Raw genomic sequence first — 23,370 nt, forward strand, 5'->3', positions numbered from 1 at the left:
CCGGCAGCCCCCGCCACCCGCCGCCCTTCGCCCGCCGCGCGAAATCCAGCCGCCGCGACCCGCGCAATCCCATCCGCCGCCACGCGCCGCCCGCCGGTCAAGCCCGCGCGAGCCCCGCCCCGGCGGGACCCGCGCGAGCCCGTCACCGGCCCAACCCCCTCACCACCCGCTCAACCCGGCCCCGTACGGGTACAACGGACTCCCGTACCCCGTGGGCACCGACCGCCCGGCATCGATGTGCCCCCGGATCTCCGCCCGCTGCCCCGCCGTGGCCCCCAGGTCGTACGGCAGGTCCCAGTGCTCGACCGTGTCCGCCGGAACATCCGTCCCGCCCGGCCGCAACACGTCCGACAACGCCCGCGGCAACTGCCAAGGCAGCTTCCCGCTCGGCGCGTAGTCGCCGAACAACAGCGAAGCGGTCGCCGGCCCCATCTCCTCACCACCCCGGTACGGCACCACGATCGCACTCGCCAACTCGTGCCACTCGGTGATCACATAAGGCCGCGGCATCACCAGCACGACGACCACCGGCACCCCCTGCGCCCGGAACCCCCGGATCAGCGCCAACTGGTCCGCCGGCAGGTAAGGCTGCTCCTTCGCCCACGCGGTGGCGTGCGTGTACGACGCCTCCCCGACCGCCACCACCGCCAGCTTCGGCGAAGGCCCGCTGTCCTGGTGCACGTTCACCCCGACCCGGGCCGCCCGCGACCGCACCGCGTCCAGGATCGTCTGCGACCCGTACTCCTGGTGGAAGTAGCTGGTCCAGATGCAGCACCCGGCGGTGTCCGCCGCCCGCGGCCCGGCGACCACGATGTTGTCCCCGGCGTTGAGCCGCACCGGCAGCACACCGTCGTTGCGCAGCACCGTCATCGCCTCCCGCGACGCCTGGTTCGCCAGCGCCGCGTACTCCGGCTTGTGGAACCGGTACGGCCCGTTCACCGGGTCCCCGTACGGGTTCTCGAAGATCCCCAGCTTGAACTTCAGCCGCAGCACCCGCCGCACGGCGTCGTCGATCCGCGCCGCCGGCACCCCGGCCGTGAACTGCGCCAACGAGAACCCGGCCGCGCCGGGGTCCGCCCCGCCCATCACGTCCGACCCGGCGTTGGCCGCGCCGATCCACGACCCCGACGGCAGCCAGTCGGTCGTGATCAGCCCGGTGTAGCCGAGGTTCTGCCGCAGGTAGGCCAGGATCTTCGCGCTGTCGCCCGCGCCCGGACCGCCCGGGTCCAGCAGCGAACTGCCCGCGTACCCCGGCATGATGTTCACCGCGCCGGCCTCCATCGCCGCCCGGAACGGCAGCAGGTGGTACTTGATCGTCACCTCGTCGAACACGATCAGCGCCTCGCCGCCCGCGCCCTCGCCGGGCCAGTGCTTCACCGTCGCCAGCACCGACGCCGGGTTCAGCTCCGGACCGCCCTGCAACCCGGCGACCAGCGCCCGCACCTGCGCCGCCGCCACGTCGGCGTTCTCGCCGTTGCCCTCCTGGATGCGCGGGTAGATCACCTTCGTGCCGACCTCGGCCAACGGCCCGAGCACGCCGCGCGTCCCGACCTCCAGCTGCTCGCGGCGCTGCATGTCGCCCAACCGGTAGTCCAGCGGGTAGTTCTTGGCCGCCGCCAGCGCGCTCTGCAACGGGTAGGTGGTCTTGTACCCGGCGATGGTGTCGCCCGCCGACACGAACGGGATGCCCAGCCTGGTCCCCGACGACGCCAGCAACGCGTTGTGCAGGTCCTGCGCCTCGGCGGGCCCGAAGTGCCACCCCGCCCTGGGGAACGCCTGGGCGTTGTAGAACATCTGGAAGGCCTTCTCCTCGGCCGTCATGCGCCCGAGCAGGTCCTCCACCCGCGCCTCGACCGGCCGCCGCCAGTCCTCGTACGGCTCGATCGCGCCGTTCTTGTTCAGGTCACGGCTGCCGTTGACGATCCTGGTGCCGTCCTCAACCGTGGACAACTGCGGCAGGTACAGGCTGAACGTGCGGATCACGGACGCCTGCGTGCCGCCAGACCCGTCCACGGCCACGACGAACCACTTGTAGGTCCACCGGTCGGCGATGTCCCATGTCGGGGTATAAGTGGTGCCAGTGGGTTCCGCGACCTTCGTGTAGAGGTCGATCAGGTTGCCCGACGCGGTGAAGTCGTAGTCGGTGCGGCTGAGGTTGAGCCACACCTGGTAGCGCGTCGCGCCCGGCACCGCGGCCCACGAGAACGCCGGGCGACGCGTCGAGGTGACCATGGCGTTGTCGGCCGGGGCGGTCAGCGCGAACCGGCCCGTGTTGGCGGGCGCCTTGGTCGGCGGCGACAGCAGCGGGGGAGTGGTGGCAGAGGTGTCCACCGTGCCGAAGACCTGCAACTCCCACAGGGAGATCCCGTACCCCGTCGCGCGCGTGACGCCGAACAACCTGAGGTAACGACCCGTGCCCTGGACGGTGAGCCGTTCGGTGCCGCCCCTCGCGGTGGTCGTGCTGTAGGCGGTGGTCCAGGTGGTGCCGTCGCCGCTCAGCTCGATCCGGTAGGCCGACGCGTACGCGCCCTCCCACACCAGCAACACCTCGCGGACCGTCGCGACGCCGCCGAAGTCCACGCGCAGCCACTGGTTGTCGGCGAACTGGCTGGACCAGCGGGTCGTGGTGCGGCCGTCCAGCGCGGCGGCGGGGGCGTTGCCGCCCTCCCACGTCGACGCGGTGACCTGCTTGTACTGCGAGATCGGGGTGCCTGTGTCCGGCGCGGAGGTCCCGTAGACGCGGAACTCCCACAGTGAATAGCCCCAGCCGGTCGCCCGCGTGGTGCCGACCAGGCGGACGTACCGGCCGGTGCCCGACACGGCGAGGTCCTGGCTGCCGCCCGTGCCACCGGTCGTCGTGTGCACGGTGGTCCACGTGGCCGCGTCCGGCGAGGTCTCGATGCGGAACGCGCTGGCGTAAGCGCTTTCCCACTGCAACGCCACGCGGCTGAGCACGGCCGGCGCGCCGAGGTCCACCTGGAGCCACTGGGGGTCGCTGAACGCGCTGGACCACCGCGTCCCGGTGTTGCCGTCGGTGGCCGCGGACGCGGGCGTGCCGGCGTTCTCCACGGATGACGCCGTGGTCGGTTTCCCTTGCGAGAGCAGCGCTTCCGCCTGCGCCCGAGCGCCGGTGGCGGTGCACAGCGTGGTGAGCAGGAGTGCGGCGAGGAGAGCGGTCAGGAGTGATCTCGGGCGCGCGGCCATGGCGACTCCAGGCGGGACGGGCGAGTGGGAGAGCGCTCCCACTCAGCGAACCGCCGCCCACCCGGCCCCGTCAAGGTCGCGCGGAACCGGTTTCGGGCCGGGACGGGCGCCGTCCCGGCCCAGGTCGTCGGTTACCGCAATTCGGCGTTCCCCGCACTCCTCGGGGCGCGGGGCGCGGACCAGCGCGGATCCCGGTAAGCCCTCACCCGCACGGCGGCACGGCACGGCCGTACGGCCGACGCCGGGGTGGGACGTGCGGGCGCGGACGGATGGCGCAACGCCTTGTAGGGCAACGGTTTTCCGCCGGTAGGCCGGTAACGGGGGCCGGGCGGCGGCCGATGGGCGGCGTGGAACAGCCGGGGAGTCCCGGCGGGAAGGCGGGAAACCATGGCGCTGTCCGGTGCGGCCCGGCGCGGGACCACGTGGCTGCCGGTCCTGCTGCTGCTGACCGCCCTCCTCGTCGGGCACCCCGCGCCGGCCATGGCCGCGCCGGCGGTCGCGTTCACCGACGTCCCGGGCGGCGCGGTGGTCGGCACGAGCTACCAGTTCGGCGGCACGGCGGACGCGACCGCGGTCGAGGTCTCCACCGACGGCGGCGCGCGCTGGCACTCCGCGTCGCTGCACGCGGGGCAGTGGCGGCACGCGTTCACCCCGACCACGTCCGGCCCGGCCGAACTGCGCGTCCGCGCCTACGACGCCACCGGCGCCGTCTCCACCGCCTCGGCGACCGCCGCCGTCGCCCCGCGGGTCTGCCCGTGCGGCCTGTGGACCGACGCCGACCGACCGCGGGTACCGGACGTGTCCGACGGCGCGGCGGTGGAGCTGGGCGTGCGGTGGCGGGCCGCGTCGGACGGTTACGTGCGCGGCGTCCGCTTCTACAAGGGCCCGAACAACAGCGGCACCCACACCGGCAGCCTGTGGACGGCGTCCGGCGGCCTGCTCGCGACCGGCACGTTCCGCGACGAGACCGCCGAAGGCTGGCAGACGCTCGTGTTCGCGCGGCCGGTCGCCGTCCCGGCGGACACCACGCACGTCGTGTCGTACCTGTCGCCCACCGGCCACTTCTCCGCCGACACCGACTACTTCACCGACTCCGCGCGCCACCTCGAACCGCTGACCGGCCCGCGTGGCGGCGTGGAGGGCGCCAACGGCGTGTTCCGCACCGGTCCGGGCTTCCCGAGCAGGGGCTCGCGCAACACGAACTACTGGGTGGACGTGCTGTGGGCGCCCGAACCCGGCGCGGACACCCGCGCGCCCGAGCCGACCGCGACCGACCCGTCCGCCGGCGCGGGCAGCGTCCCGCTCGGCCAGGTCGTCAGCGCGACGTTCGACGAGGTCGTGGACCCGGCCACGGCGACGCTGACCGTGACCGGCCCGACCGGCCCGGTGCCCGGCACCACCTCCGTGACCGGCACGATCGTGCGCTTCGTCCCCGCGACCGGCCTGGCCCCGGGCACCGCCTACACCGCCACGGCCCGCGCCGACGACGCCTCCGGCAACCAGGCCCCGCCGCACAACTGGGTGTTCACCACGGGCCGCCCGCGCGCGGCGACGTGCCCGTGCACCGTGTGGGACGACTTCACCCGCCCCGCCGAACCCGCCACCGCCGACACCGCTCCGGTCGAGCTGGGCGCCAAGGTCCGGTTCGCCGGGCGGGGCGAGGTGCTGGGCGTGCGGTTCTACAAGGGACCGGGCAACACCGGCACGCACACCGGCTCGTTCTGGTCGGCCACGGGCCTGCTGCTGGCGACCGGCACCTTCACCGACGAGACGACGACCGGGTGGCAGACGCTGACGTTCCTGAACCCGGTGAGCGTGCAGGCGAACACCACTTACGTCGTGTCGTACTTCGCGCCGAACGGCCGCTACGCCGTCACACCCGACTTCTTCGCCCGGGAAGCCGGTTACGGCCCCATCCGCGCCCTGGCGTACGGGACGGACGGCCCCAACGGCGTGTACCGGTACGGCGGCGGCTTCCCGTCGGACACCTACCACCGCTCGAACTACTGGGTGGACGTGGTCTACCGCAACGGCCTCAACGGCGACACCACCGCGCCCGTCCTGGAGTCCCGCGCGCCCGAGTCCGAGACCGTCCCGCAGTCCGGCGTGGTTTCCCTGACCTACAACGAACCCATGGACCCGGCGTCCCCACGGGTGTGGCTGACCGACCCGGCCGGCGCGGCCCTGCACGGCACGACGACCCTGTCGGACGACCAGAGGACCATCACGTGGCGTCCGACGGCACCCCTGGCCCCGGGCACCCGCTACACCGTCACCGCCATCGCCGCCGACGTGAACGGCAACGCCTCGCCCACGACGACGTGGCCCATCACCACCGACTCGACGCCGGTGTGCCCGTGTTCCCTCTTCAGTGCGGCCACGGTTCCCACGGTCACTTCGGCCGCTGACAACGGTTCTTATGAGCTGGGTATCCGTCTCAAGGTCGCGTACAACGGTCACATCACCGGCGTGAAGTTCTACAAGGGTGCCGGGAACACTGGCACGCACACCGGTTCGCTGTGGTCGTCGTCCGGCACCCTCCTGGCCACCGGCACGTTCGCCGACGAGACGGCGACGGGTTGGCAGACGCTGTCCTTCACCACCCCGGTCCCGGTCCGAGCCGGCACCACCTACGTCGCCTCGTACACCGCGCCGCACGGCCACTACTCGGTGGACCACGAGTATTTCCAGTCCCAGGCCGTGACGTCGCCGCCGCTGACCGCGCCGCGCAACGCGTGGGACACGCCGAACGGCGTCTACGCGGTGGGCGGCGGCTTCCCGGCCACGGTGCACCAGGGCAACAACTACTGGGTGGACGTGACCTACATGTTCAGCGGCGACCGGACCGCGCCGAGCGTCCAGGGCCACACCCCGCTGTCGGAAGCCCAGGAGGTGGACCCGTCGGCCCCGCTGACCGCCACCTACGACGAGCCGATGGACACGAGCGCGACCACCTTCACCGTGCTGAACGCCGCCGGAACGCCCGTCCCCGGCACCCTGACCCGCACGCCGGACGGTCACACGGTGATCTGGACCCCCACGGCTCCTCTCGCCGGGAATTCGCGACACACCGCCACCGCCGCCGCCTCGGACGAGACCGGCAACCCGGCGCCGACCCTGACCTGGACCTTCACCACCGCGTCGAGCTAGGCCCTGCCTGGCCGGGTCCTGGTCGGCCCGGTGTTGGTCGGCACCAGTGTTGCGAGGGCCGCCACCCCGAGTCCGGCCAGGCTCAACGCCACCCCGACCCACGCCGTGGCCGTGTACCCCCACCCCCACGCGATCGCCAGGCCGCCCAGCCACGCCCCGGCCCCGTTCGCGATGTTCAGCGCCGAGTGGTTGGAGGAGGACGCCAGCGAGGGCGCGTCGGGCGACGCGTCCATCAGCCGCACCTGCAACGCCGACGCGAGCACCTGCGTCACGAACCCGAGGAGCAGCACCGTCCCGAACGCCGCCACGGGCACGTGCGCGGTCAGCCCGAACAGCGCCAGCACCGCCGTCACCGCGATCAACGACCCGAACACCGACCCGGACACCGAGCGGTCCACGAACCGGCCGCCCAGCGTCGCGCCGAGCGTCATGCCCAGGCCGAACGCGGCGAGCACCCACGGCACCGCCGCGTCCGGCAACCCGGTGACCTCGGTGGTGACGGGGGAGATGTAGGAGTAGACGGCGAACATGCCGCCGAACCCGATCATGCCCGTGACCAGCGCGAACCACACCTGTGGACGCCGGAACGCCCGCAGCTCCGCTCGGATGGTCGCATCATGTGGCGCAGGCATGTGCGGCAACCATCTGGCGAGGGCGAGGGCTGTGACGGTCGCGATCACCGCGACCGCCAGGTACGCCGTGCGCCACCCGATCTGTTGCCCGGCGGCGGTGGCCAGCGGCACGCCGACCAGGTTGGCCAGCGTCAGACCGACCATCACGCGGGCGACGGCGGTGCCCCGCCGCTCCGGCGGCACGAGCGCCGCGGCCACCACGGCGGCGATGCCGAAGTACGCGCCGTGCGGCAGTCCGGCGACGAACCGGGCGATCAGCAGGGCCGCCGTCGAGGGCGCGAGCGCCGACAGGGCGTTGCCGACCGCCAGGGCGATGGTGAGCCCGATGAGCAGGCCCTTGCGGGGCAGGCGGGCGGCCAGGCCGGCGATCAGCGGCGCGCCGACGACGACGCCCAGCGCGTACAGGCTGATGGCGTGGCCGGCGGTGGGGATGGAGATGTCGAAGGTGTCCGCCACCTGCGGCAGCAGGCCCATGGTGGCGAACTCGGTGGTGCCGATGCCGAAGCCGCCGAGCGCCAACGCGCCCATCGCGGCGGTGGTGCCCCTCGTGCGGGCGGGCGGCGTCGCCGTGACCGTCATTGCGGTTGCGCTCCTCGTCAGGTGTCCCGCGTCCACGCTGACCGCGACCGATGGTTAGCTACTGAAACGATTCTATCGGCCGTTCGGGTGCGTCCCGACGTGCAGTCACTCACAGCGGCGTGCCCGTTAATCCACGCTTGGAGCGGGGATGGGCAATAGGGTTTGCGCCGTGCCCATCGCATTCGACACGACCGGCTTCCGGCAGCACGACCAGAGCACGTGGTTCCACCCGGCGACGGGGGACCAGGTGAGCCTGACGTACTTCGACCTGGTGCCGGACCTGCCCGCGCCGTTGGAGGACCCGGCGAGGTTGCGGCACGACCTGGCCGTGACCACCGGTGAGGTGGGGTGCCTGATCGAGGCGCACGTCGTGCCGTTGGGCGGGGTGCCGGCGTTGTTCCAGGTGGTGAAGGTGCCGCTGCCGAACCAGCCGACCGGTCAGGTGTTCATCGCCTCCCTGACGGTGCCGCGGGCGACGTGCAGTGCCGTGTTGAAGCTGCAGGCGGCCGAGCGGGGCATGACCGGGGCCCGCGAGGCCGTTCTGATGGCCCGCCTGGGCTTCGACCGCTGGGTGCAACCCCATCCCTACGCGCCGCAGTCGCAGGGCCGCCTCCCGTACCACGCCGGCGACGACCCGAGGTGGGACACGGAATTCCCGGACCACCCGCTGACCCGCGTCAGGGCATGGGCCCACCACATCATCCGCACCGCCCAGGTGGACCCCCGCTTCGCCGCCCTACCCCCCTTCCACCCCACTCCGGCCGCCACTCCCACCCCGCCGGCCGCCACCCCCACTCCGGCGGCCGCCACCCCCACTCCGCCAGCCGCCACCCCCACCCCTCTCGAATCTCCCACGATGGTCATGCCTTCGTCCCCCTCGCCGTCGTCGGAAGCCCCCACGGCCCGAGCCTCGGAAGGCCCGACGAGGGTGATCACAACCCGCCCGGCCGAGTCCCCGACCGTCCACCTCAAGGACGCCCCGGCCGGCTTCGCGCCCTCCGGTCCCGACGCGCGCCCGGCGACGCCGGTGCCCACCGCGGAGCAGTCCGTCACGACGGTGCTCGCCAAGCCGGTCCCGGCCGTGGGGTCCACCATCACCACCGTCGTGCCCGGCATCCCGATGGCGGGCTACCTGCCGCTGTGGATCGACGGCGAGTGCACGTTCTGGCGGATGCCCGACCCGAACGCGGTGCTGGGCAGGCTGGGGCACGGCGTCCTCGCCCGGACGCCGTTGGCGGAGAACAGGTTCCGCGACATCGTGGGCTTGGAGCGCGAGTCCGGGACGTTGACCCTGTTCTCGCGGTTCCGCGGTGACGACGGCGGCGTTCCGGCGGAGATCGTCAGGCTGGAGCCCGTCGGCGGGCAGGAGGCGCACGAGGCGTTGACGGCGGAGACGTTGGCCGAGGCGTTCAGGTGGGTCGGCAGGGTGAACGCGGCGGCGGCGGAGCGCGGCGAGTACGTGGCTGTCGAGCGGGCGGCGAACACGGACATCCTCAGCGAGCCGTACGTCCTCATGGTGGTCCAGGAGTTCGACGGCCAGCGGATCTCGGTGGTGCAGACCGCACCCGTGCCGGGCCCGGAAGTGCCGGTCTGGCAAGGGAACCCGTCGATGAACAGCCCGGCGTCCCCGGAGACCGTCGAGGCCGGCGGCCTGCTGGCGATGTACGCGATGGACCACTGGGGCGTGCACCCGCTGCACCTGTCCCTGACCTTTGGCCCAACGCCCAAGCTGGTCCGCGACTAGCCCTCCGCCTCGCCCGTCACAACCCCACAGCCCCGTCGATCCGCTCACGCAGCAAATCGGCATGCCCGTTGTGCCTCGCGTACTCCTCGATCATGTGCACCAACACCCACCGCAACGAGACCACGCCGCGCCACCCGTCGACCCCTTCGACGTCAAGATCAGGCGCGTCCCGCACGAACCCTTCGGCGAACGCGACTTCCTCCCGCCAGGCAGCCCAAGCCTCGTCCACCCCGTCCCCTCGCGCGCCATCGAAATCCCCGTCGGGCTCAGCCTCGGAGGAGAACCGCGGCAGCACATCCCACCCGGCAAGCACCCGCCGGAACCACCGCCGCTCCACATCGGCCAGGTGCCGCACCAGCCCCAACAACGACAAGCTGGACGGCTCGACCGAGCGCAACGCCAACGACGGACCCAGCCCGGCACACTTCATCTCAAGCGTGACCCGCTGATCGGCCAACATCCCCACCAACAGGGCCCGCTCATCCCCGGTAGTGGGCCCCGCCATCCGCGAGTCAGCCCCACCCACCTGGAAGACCTCAACCCGCCGCCGCACCCCACTCACCCCCCAATCATCACACGCAAGCGCTGAAACCCCCGTCACGTCAACACTTTCCACTCCCTGGACACCGTTGAACCGGACCCCACCCCCGCCCTACCGTCATCCTGACACCACGACACCGCCGTCGCGACAAGTCCCCCGGCAACCCGAGGTCGGCGACCCAGTGCGGAGAACAGGGTCTCCCGACACCTCCCGCCACCTCGGTCGCCGGGCAGCGGGGCACCAGGTCGACTCCCGGACGGCGACCACTTCCAGGCGCCGAACCAGACCACCCCGCACCGGTCGCGCGGACCCACGGCCCGCCACCCGGCCCACGGCTCCGCGCGACCCACAAACCCCCACCCGAGGCCACCCACCGAAGCCCTCCGGTTCGCGCGCACGCCGGCCACCCGCCTAGCCCGCGCTTCACGCGCCACCCGCCCAGCCCGCGGCCACGCCGGGCACCCTGCTCGCGTCGCGCGCCCAGTCCAACCCAGCCCGCAGGCCCAGCTCACGGGGCGCAGCGCACCGAACCTGTGGCCCGCCCCGCGACCTCCGACGGCCCGCCCGCCTCCCGACGGCCCGCCCGCACGCGCCCCGGCCGGCCGCTCGTGCCCGTCGGCCGCCCGCCCCGTTCCTCAATTACCGGGACGCGCGAGTCGGCGAAAAGGGGCTTGGAATGCGATCACACGAAAGGGTGATCTTCCGCCGCGCCCCGAGCAAGGCCGCTGACCAGGTGTTTTGTTGTCCGGAGACCTGTCTACCACGGCCGGCGGTTGGGTGCGGTCAGGAAGTGGACGGTTGGGGATGGGGGGTGAGGGCTCGTCGCCTGGATTGTCTGGCGCGTTGCTCCACCGGGTCGGCCACGGGAGCTGCCGCCAGCAGGCGTCTCGTGTACGGGTGGCTGGGCTGGGTCAGCACCGCACCAGTCGGACCCTGTTCCACCAGGCGGCCGTCCTTCAGGACCGCCACCCGGTCGGCCAAGCGCTGCACCACCGCCAAGTCGTGGCTGATGAACAGGCACGCGAAGTTCAGCTCAGCCTGCAGCGACACCAGCAGGTCCAGGATCCTCGCCTGCACCGACACGTCCAGCGCGCTCGTCGGCTCGTCCGCGATCAACAGCGCCGGGTCCAGCGCCAGCGCCCGCGCGATACCCACCCGCTGCCGCTGCCCACCCGACAACTCATGCGGGTACCGGTCCCGCGTGTCCGCCGGGAGGTGCACCAACTCCAGCAACTCCGCCACCCGCGACGGCACATCCACATCCCTGGGGTGCAGCAGGAAAGGCTCCGCCAGAGTACGGCCCACCGTCGCCCTCGGGTTCAGGGACGACGCCGGGTCCTGGAAGACCACCCCCACGCGGCCCCGCACCGCACGCCGCTCCCGCCTGCCCAGGCGGCTCAGGTCGCGACCGGCCAGCGTGACCCTGCCGGACGTCGGAGCGCGCAAGCCCGTGATCACCGAAGCGATCGTGCTCTTGCCCGACCCCGACTCGCCCACCAGGCCCAGCACCTCGCCGGGCGACACGTGCAGGCTCACGCCGTCCACCGCCCGCACCCCCGAGAGGCCGAAACGGCCGCCGTACACGACGGTCAAGTCCTCGACCACCAGCGCAGGAGGAGCGTCCACCACACGGGCCGGCTCAAGTGCCGGAGTCAGCGAGACGACCGCCGACAGGAGCGACCGCGTGTAAGGATGTTGTGGAGTGGCGAAGAGCGGCTCGACGGCGCCCTCCTCCACCACCTCCCCGTCCTTCATCACGGCCACCCGGTCAGCCAGCGACGCCACCACACCCATGTCGTGCGTGATCAGCAGGATGGCGACGTTCAACCGGTCCCGCAGGTCGCGCAGCAGTTCGATGATCTCGGCCTGCACGGTCACGTCGAGGGCGGTCGTGGGCTCGTCGGCGATCAGCAGCGCCGGCTCGCACGCCACGGCCATCGCGATCACGACCCGCTGCAACTGCCCGCCGGACAACTCGTGCGGATACGCCCGCAACCTCCGCTCGGGCAACCCGACCAACCGCAGCAACTCCACGGCCCGCGCCCGCGCTCGGGCACGGCCCCACGGCCGGTGGGCGCGCACCGCCTCCACCAACTGGTCCCCGATGGTGAACACCGGGTTCAGCGCGCTCATCGGCTCCTGGAAGACCACACCGACCCGCCCGCCCCGCACCGCCCGCAACTCCGCCGGGCCCATCCGGTACAGGTCCCGCCCGTCCAGCACCGCGCTGCCCGACACCACCGCGCCACCCGGCAGCAACCCCAGCAACGACAGCGCGGTCACGGTCTTGCCCGACCCGGACTCGCCCACCACCGCCAGGACCTCCCCGGCGGCCAGGGACAGCGTCACGTCCCTGACCACCGGGCGGCCGGCGAACGAGACCGTCACGTCGCGCAGCGCCAGCAACGGCTCGTTCACTTCGTCAGACCGACCTGGAGGTAGTTCGGGTAGGCCGGGAAGTCCGCGATGAACAGGTTCGCCACCTTCGACCCGCGCAGGAACGAGTTGCGCGTGTAGATCAGCGGCACGACGGGGGAGTCCTGCAGGATCTTCTTGTCCAGCGCGCCCCACTTGCGGCCCGCCTCGGCCGGGTCGATGGTGGCCTGCGCCTCGCCGATCAAGCGGTCCACGTCGGCGTTGCGGTAGCGGGACAGGTTGTAGCCGCCGCCACCGATCTCCGAGGACGCGAACAGCGGCTGGATGTTGGCGTTGGCGCTGGGGAAGTCCGGCTGCCACGACGCCAGCGTCAGGTCGAACTTCGCCGCCGCCGCGCCGCTGGTCTCCTCGGTGTAGGCGTCACCGTCCAGCGTCCGGATGGTCGTCTGGATGCCGGCCCGCGCCAGCCCCGCCTGGATCGCCTGCGCCTTGTCCGGACCGTTGTTCGACGTGGACACCACGAAGTCCAAACCGGACAGACCGGTGGGGAAACCCGCCTCGGCCAACAACTTCTTCGCCTTCTCCGGGTCGCCGGACGGCTGCGCCGGGTACAGGTCGAACTTCTCCCGCCCGGTGATGCCCTCGGTGATCAGCGTCGTGGCCACGTCACCTGCGAGCGCCGCCGTCCCCGCGGACGCGATCTGGAACGCCGCCTTGTCCACCGCGTACTGGAACGCCTCGCGCACCTTGGGGTTGTTCAGCGGCGCTTTCTCGTTGTTCAACGCCAGGTACGCCAGCGCGCCGGACTTCGACGTGACGACCCGCTCCTTCGCGGAACCGTTGCCGGCCAGCTGCGCCAACTGCGCCGCCGACACGAACGACGCGCCGAACGCCGACTTGTCGTCACCGGCGTCCGCCGCCAACCGCTGCGAGATCACCGAGGCGTCCTGGCCGAGCTGGAACACGATCTCGTCCGGCAACGCGGCCCGCACGGTGTCCTTGGCCGCGTCCCAGTTCGGGTTGCGGGTCAACCGCGCCTCGACGCCCTTCTGGTACTTGGCGAGCTGGTAGGGACCCGAGGCCACCGGGTGCTCGGTGTAGTCGGCCTCCGCGCCCTTGCCCTTGGGCACCGGCGCGAACGCGGGCGTGCTGACCACCCACGGCCAGTCGCCGTACGGGCGCACCAGCGTGAACTTGATCGTGCGGGCGTCCGGCGTCTCGACGCCCTTCAGCTCCGCGCCCTCGAACGGCCCGCGGTAGCCGTCGCCGCCCTCGATGAGCTGCTTGTGGTAGCCCAGACCGCCGGAGAACGCGGGCGCGAACGACCGCTGCACGCCCCACTTCACGTCCTCGGACGTGATCGGCGTGCCGTCGCTGAACTTCAGGCCCTCCTGGAGCGTGAACGTCCACGTCTTGCCGCCGTCGTCGGTCTTGCCGGTGTCGGCGAGGTCGGGCACGACCTTGGCGGGCTCGCCGGGCTTGTTGTGCCACGCGGTGAGCCGCCGGTGCACCAGGCCCAGCGAGGTGATCGCCAGGCTGGAGCTCTTGGCCGGGTCGTAGTTCACCGTCTGCCCGTCGGACAGGATGCGCAACGTGCCACCGCGCGCGGCGGTGTTGTCGGCGCTGCCCCGCGGCTTGTCGTTGGCGCCGCACGCGGACAGGGCCAGGGCGCTCGCCAGGACGGCGACGGCCACGCGGCGTCTGCTCATTTCTCTGTTCTCCCAGTGGTTTTCAGGACAGGCGGGCTCGGGGGTCGAGCACGCCGTAGCACAGGTCCACCACGACGTTGGCCGTGACGATGAGGAAGGCGGCGAACAGGGTGCAGCCCAGCAGCAGCGGCAGGTCGCGCAGGCCCACCGCGTCGATGAGCAGCGCGCCCAGGCCGGGCAGGCCGAACACGCGCTCGGTGATCACCGCGCCGCCGAGCAGGGTGCCGAGATCGACGCCGAACACGGTGACGACGGGCAGCAGCACGTTGCGCAGCGCGTGCTTCCCGACGACCTTCCGCTCGGTCAGGCCCTTGGCGCGGGCGGTGCGGACGTAGTCCTCGCCCAGCGTGTCGAGCATCTGCGCGCGGGTCAGGCGGGTGTAGACGGCGGCGTGCGAGAACGCGAGGACCGACCACGGCAGGACCAGCCGCCACGCCCAGTCCAAAGGGCCGGCGGTGAACTCGACGTACCCGCCGACCGGCACCACGTCCAGCGTGAACCCGAAGAGCAGGATGCCGAGCAGCCCCACGAGGTACACCGGCGCGGACACCCCGGCCACCGACGCCGCCAGCGCCGCCCGGTCCCACCCGGTGCCCCGGCGCAGCGCGGCCAGCACGCCCGCGCCGACCCCGGTCACCAGCCACAGCACGGCCGCGCCGAGCGCGAGCGAGAACGTCACCGGCAGCCGTTCGCCGATCAGCGTGATGACGTCGGTGTTCTGCTGGAACGAGTAGCCGAAGCACGGCGCGTCGCAGGTGATCGCGGTGGGGCCGGAGCCGAACGTGCGGCCGGTGACGATGCCGCCCGCGAAGTCCAGGAACTGCCGCCACCACGGGTCGCCGAAGCCCATGAACTCCCGGGCCAGCGCGAGGTTCTGCTCGGTGCACGGCCGGCCGCAGGCCTGGAGGGCGGGGTCGGCGGGCACGAGGTAGAACACGGCGTAGGTGCTCAACGCGACCAGGAACAGCACGACGACGGCTCCGGCCAGGCGCACCGCGACGAACCTGGTGGCGCGCATCAGGGCCGCACCGCCGTCCGCGGGTCCAGCGCGTCGCGCAGCCCGTCGCCCAGGACGTTGAACGCCCACGTGGCCAGGAACAGCGCCGCGCCGGGGAAGACCAGGAACATCGGGTCCGTGGCCACCCAGTCGATCGCGAGGCTGATCGTGCGGCCCCAGCTCGGGGTCGGCGGCGGGATGCCCAGGCCCAGGAAGGACAACGCCGCCTCCAGGCCGATCTTGCCGGGGATGGACAGCGTCGCCACCACGATGATCGGTCCCCACAGGTTGGGCAGCAGCTCGTGCCGGAACACGTGCGCCGGCCCCGCGCCCAGCGAGCGGGCGGCGGACACGAAACCCCTGGCGCGCAACGTCAACGTCTGCGACCGCACGATCCGGGCGATCGACGGCCAGCCGAAGAACCCGATCACCGCGATCAGCAGCAACGGCCGCGGCACCTCCGCCGGCACCACGGCGGCCAGGGCGATCATGAAGACCAGGTAGGGGAACCCGAGCAGCACGTCCGCGGTCCACGTCACCACCCGGTCCAGCGCGCCGCCCAGGTACCCGGCCGCCGCGCCCAGCACGACGCCGACCAGCACCGACACGGCGGTCGCGGCCAGACCGACGAGGAACGACGTGCGCGCGCCGTGCGCGACGATGGCGAACAGGTCGCGCCCGGTCAGCGGCTCGACGCCGAACCAGTGGTCGCCGCTCACCCCGCCCAGGGGCCCCGCGGGGCCGCCGGTGTCCTTGTCCAGCGCCTCGGTGCGGTAGGTGTAGGGGTCCTGGCCCTCGATCGCGGTCCACAGGTCCGCGCCGAGCGCGAGCAGCGCGAGCGCGACGATCGCCACGGCGCCCGCGAGCGCCCACCGGTCGTGCCGCAGGACGGCCCGGACGGCGGACCACGGGGACCGCGAAGCGTTGGGGGAGAAGGGAACGGACACGCACACCTGACCTCGGGGAAGCGGAACGCCGATCACCCTAGGAGCTGGGGAATCGGCGCGGACCAGCTCTCATCTGGTGGGATTGTGACCGAACACGGTCTTGATCGCCGCGCGTTCCCGTAGTGCGCGCGCGGGATCACGCCGCCCGACGGATACTGGGTCCAGGCGGCGGGAGGAGTGGTGGCGTGGCCGGCACGGTCAGGCGGGTGACGATGACGATCGTCGGCGCGGTGGTGCTGCTGGTCGGCATCGCGCTGCTGGTCCTGCCCGGTCCCGGCCTGTTGCTGGTGCTCGCCGGCCTGCTGGTCCTGGCCGCCGAGTTCCCCGCGCTGGAGCGGTACGTCGATCCCGTCCGCGACCGGGCGATGAAGACCGCCGAGGAGAGCGTGTCGTCGCCGTGGCGGATCGTCGCGACCGTCCTGGGCGGCGCGGTGCTGGTCGGGCTGGGCGTGCTGTGGGGCGTGCGCGACGACCTGCCGCTGGGCGGCTGGAGCACCGGGTCGAGCCTGATCCTGTCCGGGGTGGTCGTCTGGGGGCTGGTGGTGTGGAGCTACCTCCGGGTCAGAGCCAATCGCGGCGCTTGAACAACGCGTAGAGCCCGCCGGAGAGCAGCACGATCGCGGTGGTGGACACCCAGAACCCCCACGACTGCTCCGACCCCGGGTACGGCACGTTCTGGCCGTAGAAGCCGGTGATGGCCGTCGGCACGGCGATGATCGCGGCCCACCCGGTGACCTTCTTCATGATCAGGTTCAGCCGGTTGCCCTGGATGTTGAGCTGGGTCTCGCGGATCGTGGCGACCATCTCGCGCAGGGACTCGGTCCACTCCGACGCGCGCAGCACGTGGTCGTAGACGTCCTGGTAGTACGGGAACATCGTCTCGTCCACCACCGAGTGGTCACGGCGCATCAGGGCGTTGACGACCTCGCGCATGGGCAGCACGACCCGGCGCAGCGTCACCAGGGACTTGCGCAGGGCCAGGGCGCGGCGCTGCACCTCGCGCTCGTTCGGCTGGTCGGCGAAGACCAGGTCCTCCAGCGCCTCGATGTGCTCGTCCAGCGCCTGCACGGCCTCGAAGTGGCTGTCCACGACGCTGTCGAGCAGGCCGTGGGCGAGGAACCCGACGCCGTTGCCGGCCAGGTGCGCCGACCGGTCCCAGCGGGCGGTGAGGGCGTCCACGTCGAAGCTGTCGTCGGGCCGCACGGTCACCAGCGCGCGTTCGGTGAGGAACGCGGCCAGCTCCGAGGTGACCAGCCGCCCGGACCGCTCGTCCAGGCGGACGGCGTAGGCGGACAGGAAGCAGTGGGTGTCGTATTCGTGCAGTTTGGGGCGTTCGTGCGGGTGCAGGGCGTCCTCGACGGCGAGTTCGTGCAGGTCCAGTTCGTCGGCGAGGGCGGCCAGTTCGCGCTGCGAGGGGCCGCACAGGTCCAGCCACACGACCGCGTCCGGGTCCCGCAGGTGGGCGGCGGACTCGGTGATCGGGAAGTCCTCGGCGGTCAGGACGCCGTGGCGGTACAGGCGGGTGCGCGGCATGCGTCCCACGGTAGCGGCGCGGCGCGCGTGGTCCACAGTGGACACGGCGCTCGGCGTCCGTTCAGGATGTGGGAGCGGTGGACAAGGCCGTGCGCGCGAACGGATGATTCGGCCGTTTGCGAACTACGGAGGGCCGCATGTCACCACTGGACTTCCCGGCGTGGGAATCGCTGAACAACGCCCACGCCCGTTTCGCCGAGTGGCACGGGCGGGTGGTGCGGTACCTGCCGGACGTCGCGCCGTTCCTGGCGCTGCCACCCGAGCCCGACGACCGCGTCTGGGCGGACATCGCCGCGCTGGTCGGGCCGGGCGGGTCGATCGCGGTCACCAACCTGGACCTGGAGCCGCCGCCCGGGTGGGAGGTGGAGTGGCGCGGTGAAGGGGTGCAGTTGGTCGACGACGGCGTGGACGCCGCCCCCGACTCCGAAGCCGTGCGCCTGACGGCCGCCGACGTGCCGGAGATGCTCGCGCTGGTCGCACGCACCCGGCCGGGACCGTTCCGGCCGCGCACCGTCGAGTTGGGCACCTACCTGGGCATCCGGCGCGGGGGACGGTTGGTCGCGATGGCCGGTGAACGCATGCGCCCGCCGGGCTGGACCGAGATCAGCGCGGTGTGCACCGACGACGCCCACCGGGGCCGGGGGCTGGCCACGCGGCTGGTGCGGGCGGTCGCCCACGGCATCCGCGAGCGCGGCGAGACGCCCCTCCTGCACGCCTCGGCGGACAACACCGGCGCCATCCGGCTGTACGAGTCGCTGGGCTTCCGGTTGCGCCGCCGGTCGCGGTTCCTGTCGCTGCGGGTGCCGCTCGCGGAGGTCGCCTGACTGGTGATTGACACCCACTTGTCCACTATTGCTCGCTAAACGTCACTTCTGCTTAACTTCGCGCATCCAGCATCGCCCCGCGCCGCCCTGCGCTTGGACGAGGAGATGTGCATGAAGCGTCGTGACCTGCTCAAGGCGGCGGCTGCCGGTTCCGGGCTCGCCCTGCTGCCCGAGAGCCTGCGCCGCGCCCTCGCCGCCGAAGCGCCGACCGGCGGGCTGGAGACCATCGGCCACGTCGTGGTCTTCATGCAGGAGAACCGGTCCCTGGACCACTACTTCGGCACCCTGCGCGGCGTGCGCGGGTTCAACGACCCCACCGCGATCCGCCTGCCCAACGGCAACCCGGTGTTCCGCCAGCCCAACGGCGCCGGGCACGTGCTGCCCTACCGCGTGGACGACGAGTTCATGGCCGGCACCCCGCACGGCTGGTCGGACGGCCACGCCGCCTGGAACAACGGCCGCCACGACCAGTGGATCCCGCAGAAGGGCGTGCGGACCATGACCTACCTGGACCGCGCCGCGCTGCCGTTCTACCACGCCCTGGCCGACGCCTTCACCCTCTGCGACGCCTACCACTGCTCCGAGGCGGGCCCCACCAACCCGAACCGGTTCTACCTGTTCTCCGGCACGATCGGCTACGAACCCGGCACCACCAAACGGGCCATCGGCAACGACAGTTGGCAGAACCCGGGCCACACCGGCTACACCTGGACCACCTACGCCGAACGCCTCCAGGCCGCCGGCCAGTCGTGGCGGGTCTACCAGGAGTGGGACAACTACGGCGACAACTCGCTGGACTACTTCGCGTCCTTCCTCGCCGTGGGCCGCAAGGCCTTGGCGCTGACCAAGGACTCGGCGGGCAAGCCGTACACCAAGCTGGAGTACTTCTACTACGCCCTGTCCTCGGCGTCCGCGGCCCGGCAGGCCGAGCTGCTCGCCCAGTTGGACCAAGGCCTGGCGACCCTGACCGCCGCCGAGCGCTCGCTCTACGACCGCGGCCTGGCGCGGGAACGGCCGGGTCGGCTGGCGGCGGCGTTCAAGGCCGACGTGGACGCGGGCCGGCTGCCGGCCGTGTCGTGGGTGGTCGCGCCCGAGTCGCAGAGCGAGCACCCGGACTGGGGGCCCAACACCGGCGCCGAGCTGGTCAAGCAGGTGCTCGACGCGCTGGCGTCCAAGCCCGAGGTGTGGAACAGGACGGTGTTTATGCTCAACTACGACGAGAACGACGGGTTCTTCGACCACATCCCGCAACCCGCGCCACCGGTGTCCACTTCGGACGGTCTGTCCACGGTGGCCGCCACCGACGAGATCTACCTCGGCGCCCCGATCGGCCTGGGCCAACGGGTGCCCATGCTGGTCGTGTCGCCGTGGAGCCGCGGCGGCAAGGTGTGCTCGGAGGTGTTCGACCACACGTCGGTGCTGCGGCTGCTGGAGAAGTGGACCGGCGTGGCCGAGCCGAACATCTCGCCGTGGCGGCGGGCGGTGTGCGGGGACCTGACCTCGGCCCTGGACACCACCACGGCCACCGCGCCCTACCCGGTCCTGCCGACGCCCGTGCCCACGGACGGTCCGCGCCCGACCTCGCCGACGCCCCCGGCGGTGCAGGTGATGCCCGTGCAGGAGGCGGGCGTCAAGGTGGCGCGTCCGCTGCCGTACCGCCTGACCGCGTCGGGCCGGGTCGCCGCGGACAAGTTCTGGATCGACTTCGCCAACACCGGCGCCGCCGGCGCGCACTTCTACGTCTACGCCAACGCGTTCCGCACCGACGGCCCGTGGCGGTACACGGTCGAGGCGGGCAAGACCCTGTCGGACTACTGGCAGGCCGGCACGCCCACCGGCGCCTACGACCTGAACGTGGTCGGGCCGAACGGTTTCCTGCGCCGCTTCGCCGGCAACCGCGTCGCCGCGACCACGGCCGGCAACCCGAACCCCGAGGTGGGGCTGCGCGAGGACGGCGGCCGGGTGTGGCTGACCATGACCAACACCGGCGGCAAGGCGTGCACGCTGACCGTGACCGCGGTCAACCGCGGTGGCGGCCCGTGGACCTACACCGTGGACCCCGGTGCGACGAAGGAGGACTGGTTCTCCGTCGGCGGCGGCATGAACGGCTGGTACGACCTGGCGGTGACCGGCCCGGACGGGTTCGCCCGCCGCTTCGCGGGCCACGTCGAGACCGGCGCGGAGAGCACCACCGACCCGGTGATGGGCTCCGCCCCGCTGCCGCGCACCGTGAAGTTCGTGGACAGCCAGGAGACCTCCGGCGAGAACGGCGCCGGCGCCAACGCCGCCGACGGCAAGCCGAACACCCACTGGCACACCAGGTGGTCCGGCACCCCCGACCCGCTGCCGCACGAGATCCACCTCGACCTGGGCGCGCCGCGCACCCTGACCGGCGTCACGTACCTGCCCCGCCAGGACGGTGGCGCGAACGGCCGGGTCGGCCGCTACGAGCTGTACGTCAGCGCGGACGGCGCGACCTGGGGCACGCCGGTGGCAACGGGCGCGTTCGCCGACGACGCCACCCCCAAGACGGTCCGCCTGTGGCCGACCACGACCCGCCACGTCCGCCTGCGCGCCCTGACCGAAGCCGGCGGCCGAGGCCCGTGGACGTCGGCCGCCGAGGTGGTCCCGCTGGGCTGGTGACCGGGTCCGCCGGGCGGGTCGCCTCAGCCGACGTAGCCCTGGGTCAGGATGCGGGTCACCGAAGCCTGGTAGGCCGACCGGTCCTCGGGGGCGAGCGTGCCCAGGCCGTCCACGTACCGGTTGAACATGCAGAACGCCGCCGCGATGAGGACCGTGTCGTGGATCTCCACGTCGGTCGCCCCCTCGGCGCGGGCGGCGTCGACCAGGTCGCCGGTCACCTTGCGCCCCGACTCCTGGACCGCCTCGGCGATCCGCAGCAACGCCCGCAGCTTGGCCGGGATGGCGGCCGTCGCCGGGTTCGCGCACACCTGCTCCACCAGGTCCATGCCCTCGTCCAACTGGGCGGCGGCGAAGGCGGCGTGGGAGTTGTGGCAGAACGTGCACTCGTTCAGCCCCGACACGTGCGCCGCGATCAGCTCGCGCTCGCCCGGCGACAGGGTGTTCGGGGCGCGCAGCAGCACCTCGGCCAGCGCGCCGAGCGCGGCGCCGGTCTCCGGTCGGTACGCCATGAGGCCGATGATGCCCGGCTGCCGGGTCTCGTCCAGACCCAAGTCGATGTGTGCCATGGGGGAACGGTAACGGCGTTCCGGTGCTGAATTGGTGCTCAACCCCAGTATTGGACCGAACGTTTCAGAACTGCTAGCGTCACGGGCGTGGCCCGACCGAAGAACTTCGACGAGGAGCGCGCCCTGGACGCCGCCATGCGCGCGTTCTGGGTCAACGGCTACCACGCCACCTCGACCCAGGACCTCTGCGACGCCACGGGTCTGGGTCGCAGCAGCATCTACAACACCTTCACCAGCAAGCACGAGCTGTTCACCCGCGCGCTCACCCGCTACCTGGAGGCGATGACCGCCCGCCAGCTCGAAGTCCTGGAAGACCCCGCGAAGGCCCCGCTGGAACGCATCCGCGCGTTGTTCGACCTGCTCCTGGCCGGGGAGGAGGAGAACCGGCGCGGCGACCGGGGCATCGGGTGCCTGACCGTGAACACGGTCGTGGAGCTGGGCGGCGCCGACCCCGGGACCGCCCGCCTGATCGAGCGCGACCAGGACCGCCGGATGGCCGCGCTGCGGGCCGTGATCGCCCAGGGCCAGCGCGACGGCGAGATCCGCGCGACCCGCGACGCCGACCAGGTGGCCCGCTTCCTCAACTCGGTCGTCGCCGGCATCCGGGTCGCGGGGCGGTCCGGCGCGGGCCGGGACGTGCTGGCGGGCATCGCCGCGACCGCGCTGGACGCCCTGGTCGCCTGACCGCGCGCCGACTCCTTCGGGCTGCCCGAATTTTGTACTGATCAATCCAAAATGGGGGAACCGTGCCACGTGCCGTCTACGTCGTCGCCATCGGCGTCTTCGCCATGGTGACCAGCGAGTTCGTCGTCGCCGGCCTGATGCCGCAGATGGCCGCCGGGCTCGACGCCACCATCCCGCAGATCGGCTACCTGATCACCGCGTTCGCCGTCGCGATGACGTTCGGCGGCCCGGTGCTGGCCGTCGCCCTGATGCGGCTGCGCCCGAAGCGGGCGCTCATGGTGTTGTTCGCGGTGTTCGTGCTGGGCAACGCCCTGGCCGCCGCCGCGCCCACCTACGCCGTCATGGTGGTCGCCCGGGTGCTCACCGGCGTCACCACGCAGGCGTTCTTCGGCGTCGCGATCACGTTGTGCTTCCAGCTCACGCGGCCGGAGGTGAGCGGCCGGGCGGTCGCCGTCGCGCTCAACGGCCTGATGCTGGGCACCCTGCTGGGGCTGCCGTTCTCCACGCTGATCGGCGAGCACCACGGCTGGCGCGCCGCGTTCTGGGTGATCACCGGCATCGCCGTGCTGGCGGCGATCGCGACCGCGCTCGGCGTGCCGGACGTGGACCGCGCCCGCGACGGCGGCGACCTCAGGGAGGAACTGACCGTCTTCCGCCGCCCGAAGCTGTGGCGGGTGTTGTCCACCAGCACGCTGGTGATCGGCGCGACCTTCTCCGCGTTCAGCTACTTCAACCCGATCCTGACCCAGGTCACGGGGTTCGCCACCGGCACCGTGCCGTGGTTGCTCATCGCGTACGGCGCGGCCACCCTCGTCGGCAACACGGTCGTGGGCCGGCTCGCCGACCGCCACACCCTGCCCGTCCTCGTCGTCGGGTTGGCGCTCAACACCGTGTTCCTCGCCGGTTTCGCCCTGCTGGCGGACGCGAAGGCGCCGGCGGTCGCGGCCATGCTGGGGATCGGCCTGGTCGGCGTGACCATGAACCCGGCGATGGCGACCCGCGTGCAGCGGGCCGGCAACGCGCGGTCGCTGGTGAACACCGTGCACACGTCGTTCATCACGCTCGGGATCATCATCGGCTCGTCCGTCGGCGGCCTGCTGATCACGGCGTTCGGCCTGCGCGCGCCGCTGTGGCTGGGCGCGGCGATGGCCGATGAGCCGGACCTGCGACTCCTTCTGGATCAGCTTCGGCGTCGTGCCGGAGGCGACCAGCGAGTGGAAGCCCGACAGCGCGCCGCAGGC

The 23,370-nt window shown here is 72.2% G+C and carries 15 protein-coding genes and 1 pseudogene; 7 read left to right on the top strand and 9 right to left on the bottom strand.

What is annotated here, in order from left to right; genetic code table 11:
- Positions 1 to 159: 159 nt before the first annotated feature.
- Complete coding sequence (locus AB0A74_RS37530) at positions 160 to 3,204, bottom strand: discoidin domain-containing protein (RefSeq protein WP_358257209.1); 3,045 nt, start codon at positions 3,202 to 3,204, stop codon at positions 160 to 162.
- Between the two features lie 387 nt (positions 3,205 to 3,591).
- Between AB0A74_RS37530 and AB0A74_RS37535 the strand changes: the two genes are divergently transcribed.
- Positions 3,592 to 6,354, top strand: coding sequence for a DUF4082 domain-containing protein (locus AB0A74_RS37535; RefSeq protein ID WP_358257210.1), 2,763 nt, complete (start codon positions 3,592 to 3,594; stop codon positions 6,352 to 6,354).
- Here the strand turns inward: AB0A74_RS37535 and AB0A74_RS37540 are convergent.
- Positions 6,351 to 7,565: an MFS transporter gene (locus AB0A74_RS37540; protein WP_358257211.1), complete on the bottom strand. Its 1,215-nt coding sequence runs from the start codon at positions 7,563 to 7,565 to the stop codon at positions 6,351 to 6,353. The genes AB0A74_RS37535 and AB0A74_RS37540 overlap by 4 nt on opposite strands.
- Positions 7,566 to 7,734: 169 nt before the next feature.
- Here AB0A74_RS37540 and AB0A74_RS37545 point away from each other — a divergent pair, with 169 nt between their 5' ends.
- The gene (locus tag AB0A74_RS37545; protein WP_358257212.1) at positions 7,735 to 9,309 is read left to right on the top strand and encodes a hypothetical protein; all 1,575 of its coding nucleotides are present in this window, start codon (positions 7,735 to 7,737) and stop codon (positions 9,307 to 9,309) included.
- Positions 9,310 to 9,325: 16 nt separating this feature from the next.
- Here AB0A74_RS37545 and AB0A74_RS37550 read toward each other — a convergent pair whose 3' ends face one another.
- The 5 genes from AB0A74_RS37550 to AB0A74_RS37570 form a co-directional block, all read right to left on the bottom strand.
- Entirely contained in the window at positions 9,326 to 9,871 is a 546-nt protein-coding gene (locus tag AB0A74_RS37550; RefSeq protein WP_358257214.1) for a DinB family protein, read from the bottom strand.
- Positions 9,872 to 10,633: 762 nt separating this feature from the next.
- Positions 10,634 to 12,268 (bottom strand): ABC transporter ATP-binding protein, encoded by a 1,635-nt coding sequence (locus AB0A74_RS37555; protein ID WP_358257216.1) that lies wholly within the window; start codon positions 12,266 to 12,268, stop codon positions 10,634 to 10,636.
- Positions 12,265 to 13,935, bottom strand: coding sequence for an ABC transporter substrate-binding protein (locus AB0A74_RS37560; protein ID WP_358257218.1), 1,671 nt, complete (start codon positions 13,933 to 13,935; stop codon positions 12,265 to 12,267). Before AB0A74_RS37560 ends, AB0A74_RS37555 begins: the two co-directional genes overlap by 4 nt.
- Positions 13,936 to 13,957: 22 nt before the next feature.
- The gene (locus AB0A74_RS37565) at positions 13,958 to 14,953 is read right to left on the bottom strand and encodes an ABC transporter permease (RefSeq protein ID WP_358257220.1); all 996 of its coding nucleotides are present in this window, start codon (positions 14,951 to 14,953) and stop codon (positions 13,958 to 13,960) included.
- The gene (locus tag AB0A74_RS37570) at positions 14,953 to 15,879 is read right to left on the bottom strand and encodes an ABC transporter permease (RefSeq protein WP_358257222.1); all 927 of its coding nucleotides are present in this window, start codon (positions 15,877 to 15,879) and stop codon (positions 14,953 to 14,955) included. The genes AB0A74_RS37565 and AB0A74_RS37570 overlap by 1 nt, the downstream gene beginning before the upstream one ends.
- A gap of 212 nt (positions 15,880 to 16,091) precedes the next feature.
- Between AB0A74_RS37570 and AB0A74_RS37575 the strand changes: the two genes are divergently transcribed.
- Complete coding sequence (locus AB0A74_RS37575; RefSeq protein ID WP_358257232.1) at positions 16,092 to 16,463, top strand: PGPGW domain-containing protein; 372 nt, start codon at positions 16,092 to 16,094, stop codon at positions 16,461 to 16,463.
- Here the strand turns inward: AB0A74_RS37575 and AB0A74_RS37580 are convergent.
- Positions 16,441 to 17,412, bottom strand: a complete 972-nt coding sequence (locus tag AB0A74_RS37580) for a magnesium transporter CorA family protein (protein ID WP_358257224.1) — start codon at positions 17,410 to 17,412, stop codon at positions 16,441 to 16,443. The two genes, AB0A74_RS37575 and AB0A74_RS37580, sit on opposite strands and share 23 nt — an antisense overlap.
- A gap of 137 nt (positions 17,413 to 17,549) precedes the next feature.
- Between AB0A74_RS37580 and AB0A74_RS37585 the strand changes: the two genes are divergently transcribed.
- Both AB0A74_RS37585 and AB0A74_RS37590 read left to right on the top strand, forming a co-directional pair.
- Positions 17,550 to 18,236 carry a GNAT family N-acetyltransferase gene (locus AB0A74_RS37585; protein ID WP_358257226.1) on the top strand — a complete coding sequence of 229 codons (687 nt, stop codon included), beginning with the start codon at positions 17,550 to 17,552 and terminating at the stop codon, positions 18,234 to 18,236.
- 111 nt (positions 18,237 to 18,347) lie between these two features.
- Complete coding sequence (locus AB0A74_RS37590) at positions 18,348 to 20,879, top strand: phosphocholine-specific phospholipase C (protein WP_358257227.1); 2,532 nt, start codon at positions 18,348 to 18,350, stop codon at positions 20,877 to 20,879.
- Between the two features lie 23 nt (positions 20,880 to 20,902).
- Here AB0A74_RS37590 and AB0A74_RS37595 read toward each other — a convergent pair whose 3' ends face one another.
- Positions 20,903 to 21,445: a peroxidase-related enzyme gene (locus tag AB0A74_RS37595; protein ID WP_358257229.1), complete on the bottom strand. Its 543-nt coding sequence runs from the start codon at positions 21,443 to 21,445 to the stop codon at positions 20,903 to 20,905.
- Between the two features lie 87 nt (positions 21,446 to 21,532).
- On the opposite strand from AB0A74_RS37595, the gene AB0A74_RS37600 reads away from it, so the two are divergent.
- On the top strand, positions 21,533 to 22,129 hold the full coding sequence (locus AB0A74_RS37600) for a TetR/AcrR family transcriptional regulator (RefSeq protein WP_358257231.1): 597 nt from the start codon (positions 21,533 to 21,535) through the stop codon (positions 22,127 to 22,129).
- 62 nt (positions 22,130 to 22,191) lie between these two features.
- A pseudogene (locus AB0A74_RS37605) lies at positions 22,192 to 23,217 on the top strand (MFS transporter); the annotation flags it as partial.
- Positions 23,218 to 23,370: the final 153 nt, after the last annotated feature.

The organism is Saccharothrix sp. NPDC042600, from assembly GCF_040647305.1.
Lineage (GTDB): Bacteria > Actinomycetota > Actinomycetes > Mycobacteriales > Pseudonocardiaceae > Actinosynnema > Actinosynnema mutabilis.

Coding starts and splice junctions, on each gene's coding strand:
- AB0A74_RS37580 (WP_358257224.1), bottom strand. CDS start 17,412: ATGCCGCGCACCCGCCTGTACCGCCACGGCGTCCTGACCGCCGAGGAC.
- AB0A74_RS37560 (WP_358257218.1), bottom strand. CDS start 13,935: ATGAGCAGACGCCGCGTGGCCGTCGCCGTCCTGGCGAGCGCCCTGGCC.
- AB0A74_RS37535 (WP_358257210.1), top strand. CDS start 3,592: ATGGCGCTGTCCGGTGCGGCCCGGCGCGGGACCACGTGGCTGCCGGTC.
- AB0A74_RS37565 (WP_358257220.1), bottom strand. CDS start 14,953: ATGCGCGCCACCAGGTTCGTCGCGGTGCGCCTGGCCGGAGCCGTCGTC.
- AB0A74_RS37595 (WP_358257229.1), bottom strand. CDS start 21,445: ATGGCACACATCGACTTGGGTCTGGACGAGACCCGGCAGCCGGGCATC.
- AB0A74_RS37585 (WP_358257226.1), top strand. CDS start 17,550: ATGTCACCACTGGACTTCCCGGCGTGGGAATCGCTGAACAACGCCCAC.
- AB0A74_RS37540 (WP_358257211.1), bottom strand. CDS start 7,565: ATGACGGTCACGGCGACGCCGCCCGCCCGCACGAGGGGCACCACCGCC.
- AB0A74_RS37575 (WP_358257232.1), top strand. CDS start 16,092: ATGACGATCGTCGGCGCGGTGGTGCTGCTGGTCGGCATCGCGCTGCTG.
- AB0A74_RS37590 (WP_358257227.1), top strand. CDS start 18,348: ATGAAGCGTCGTGACCTGCTCAAGGCGGCGGCTGCCGGTTCCGGGCTC.
- AB0A74_RS37530 (WP_358257209.1), bottom strand. CDS start 3,204: ATGGCCGCGCGCCCGAGATCACTCCTGACCGCTCTCCTCGCCGCACTC.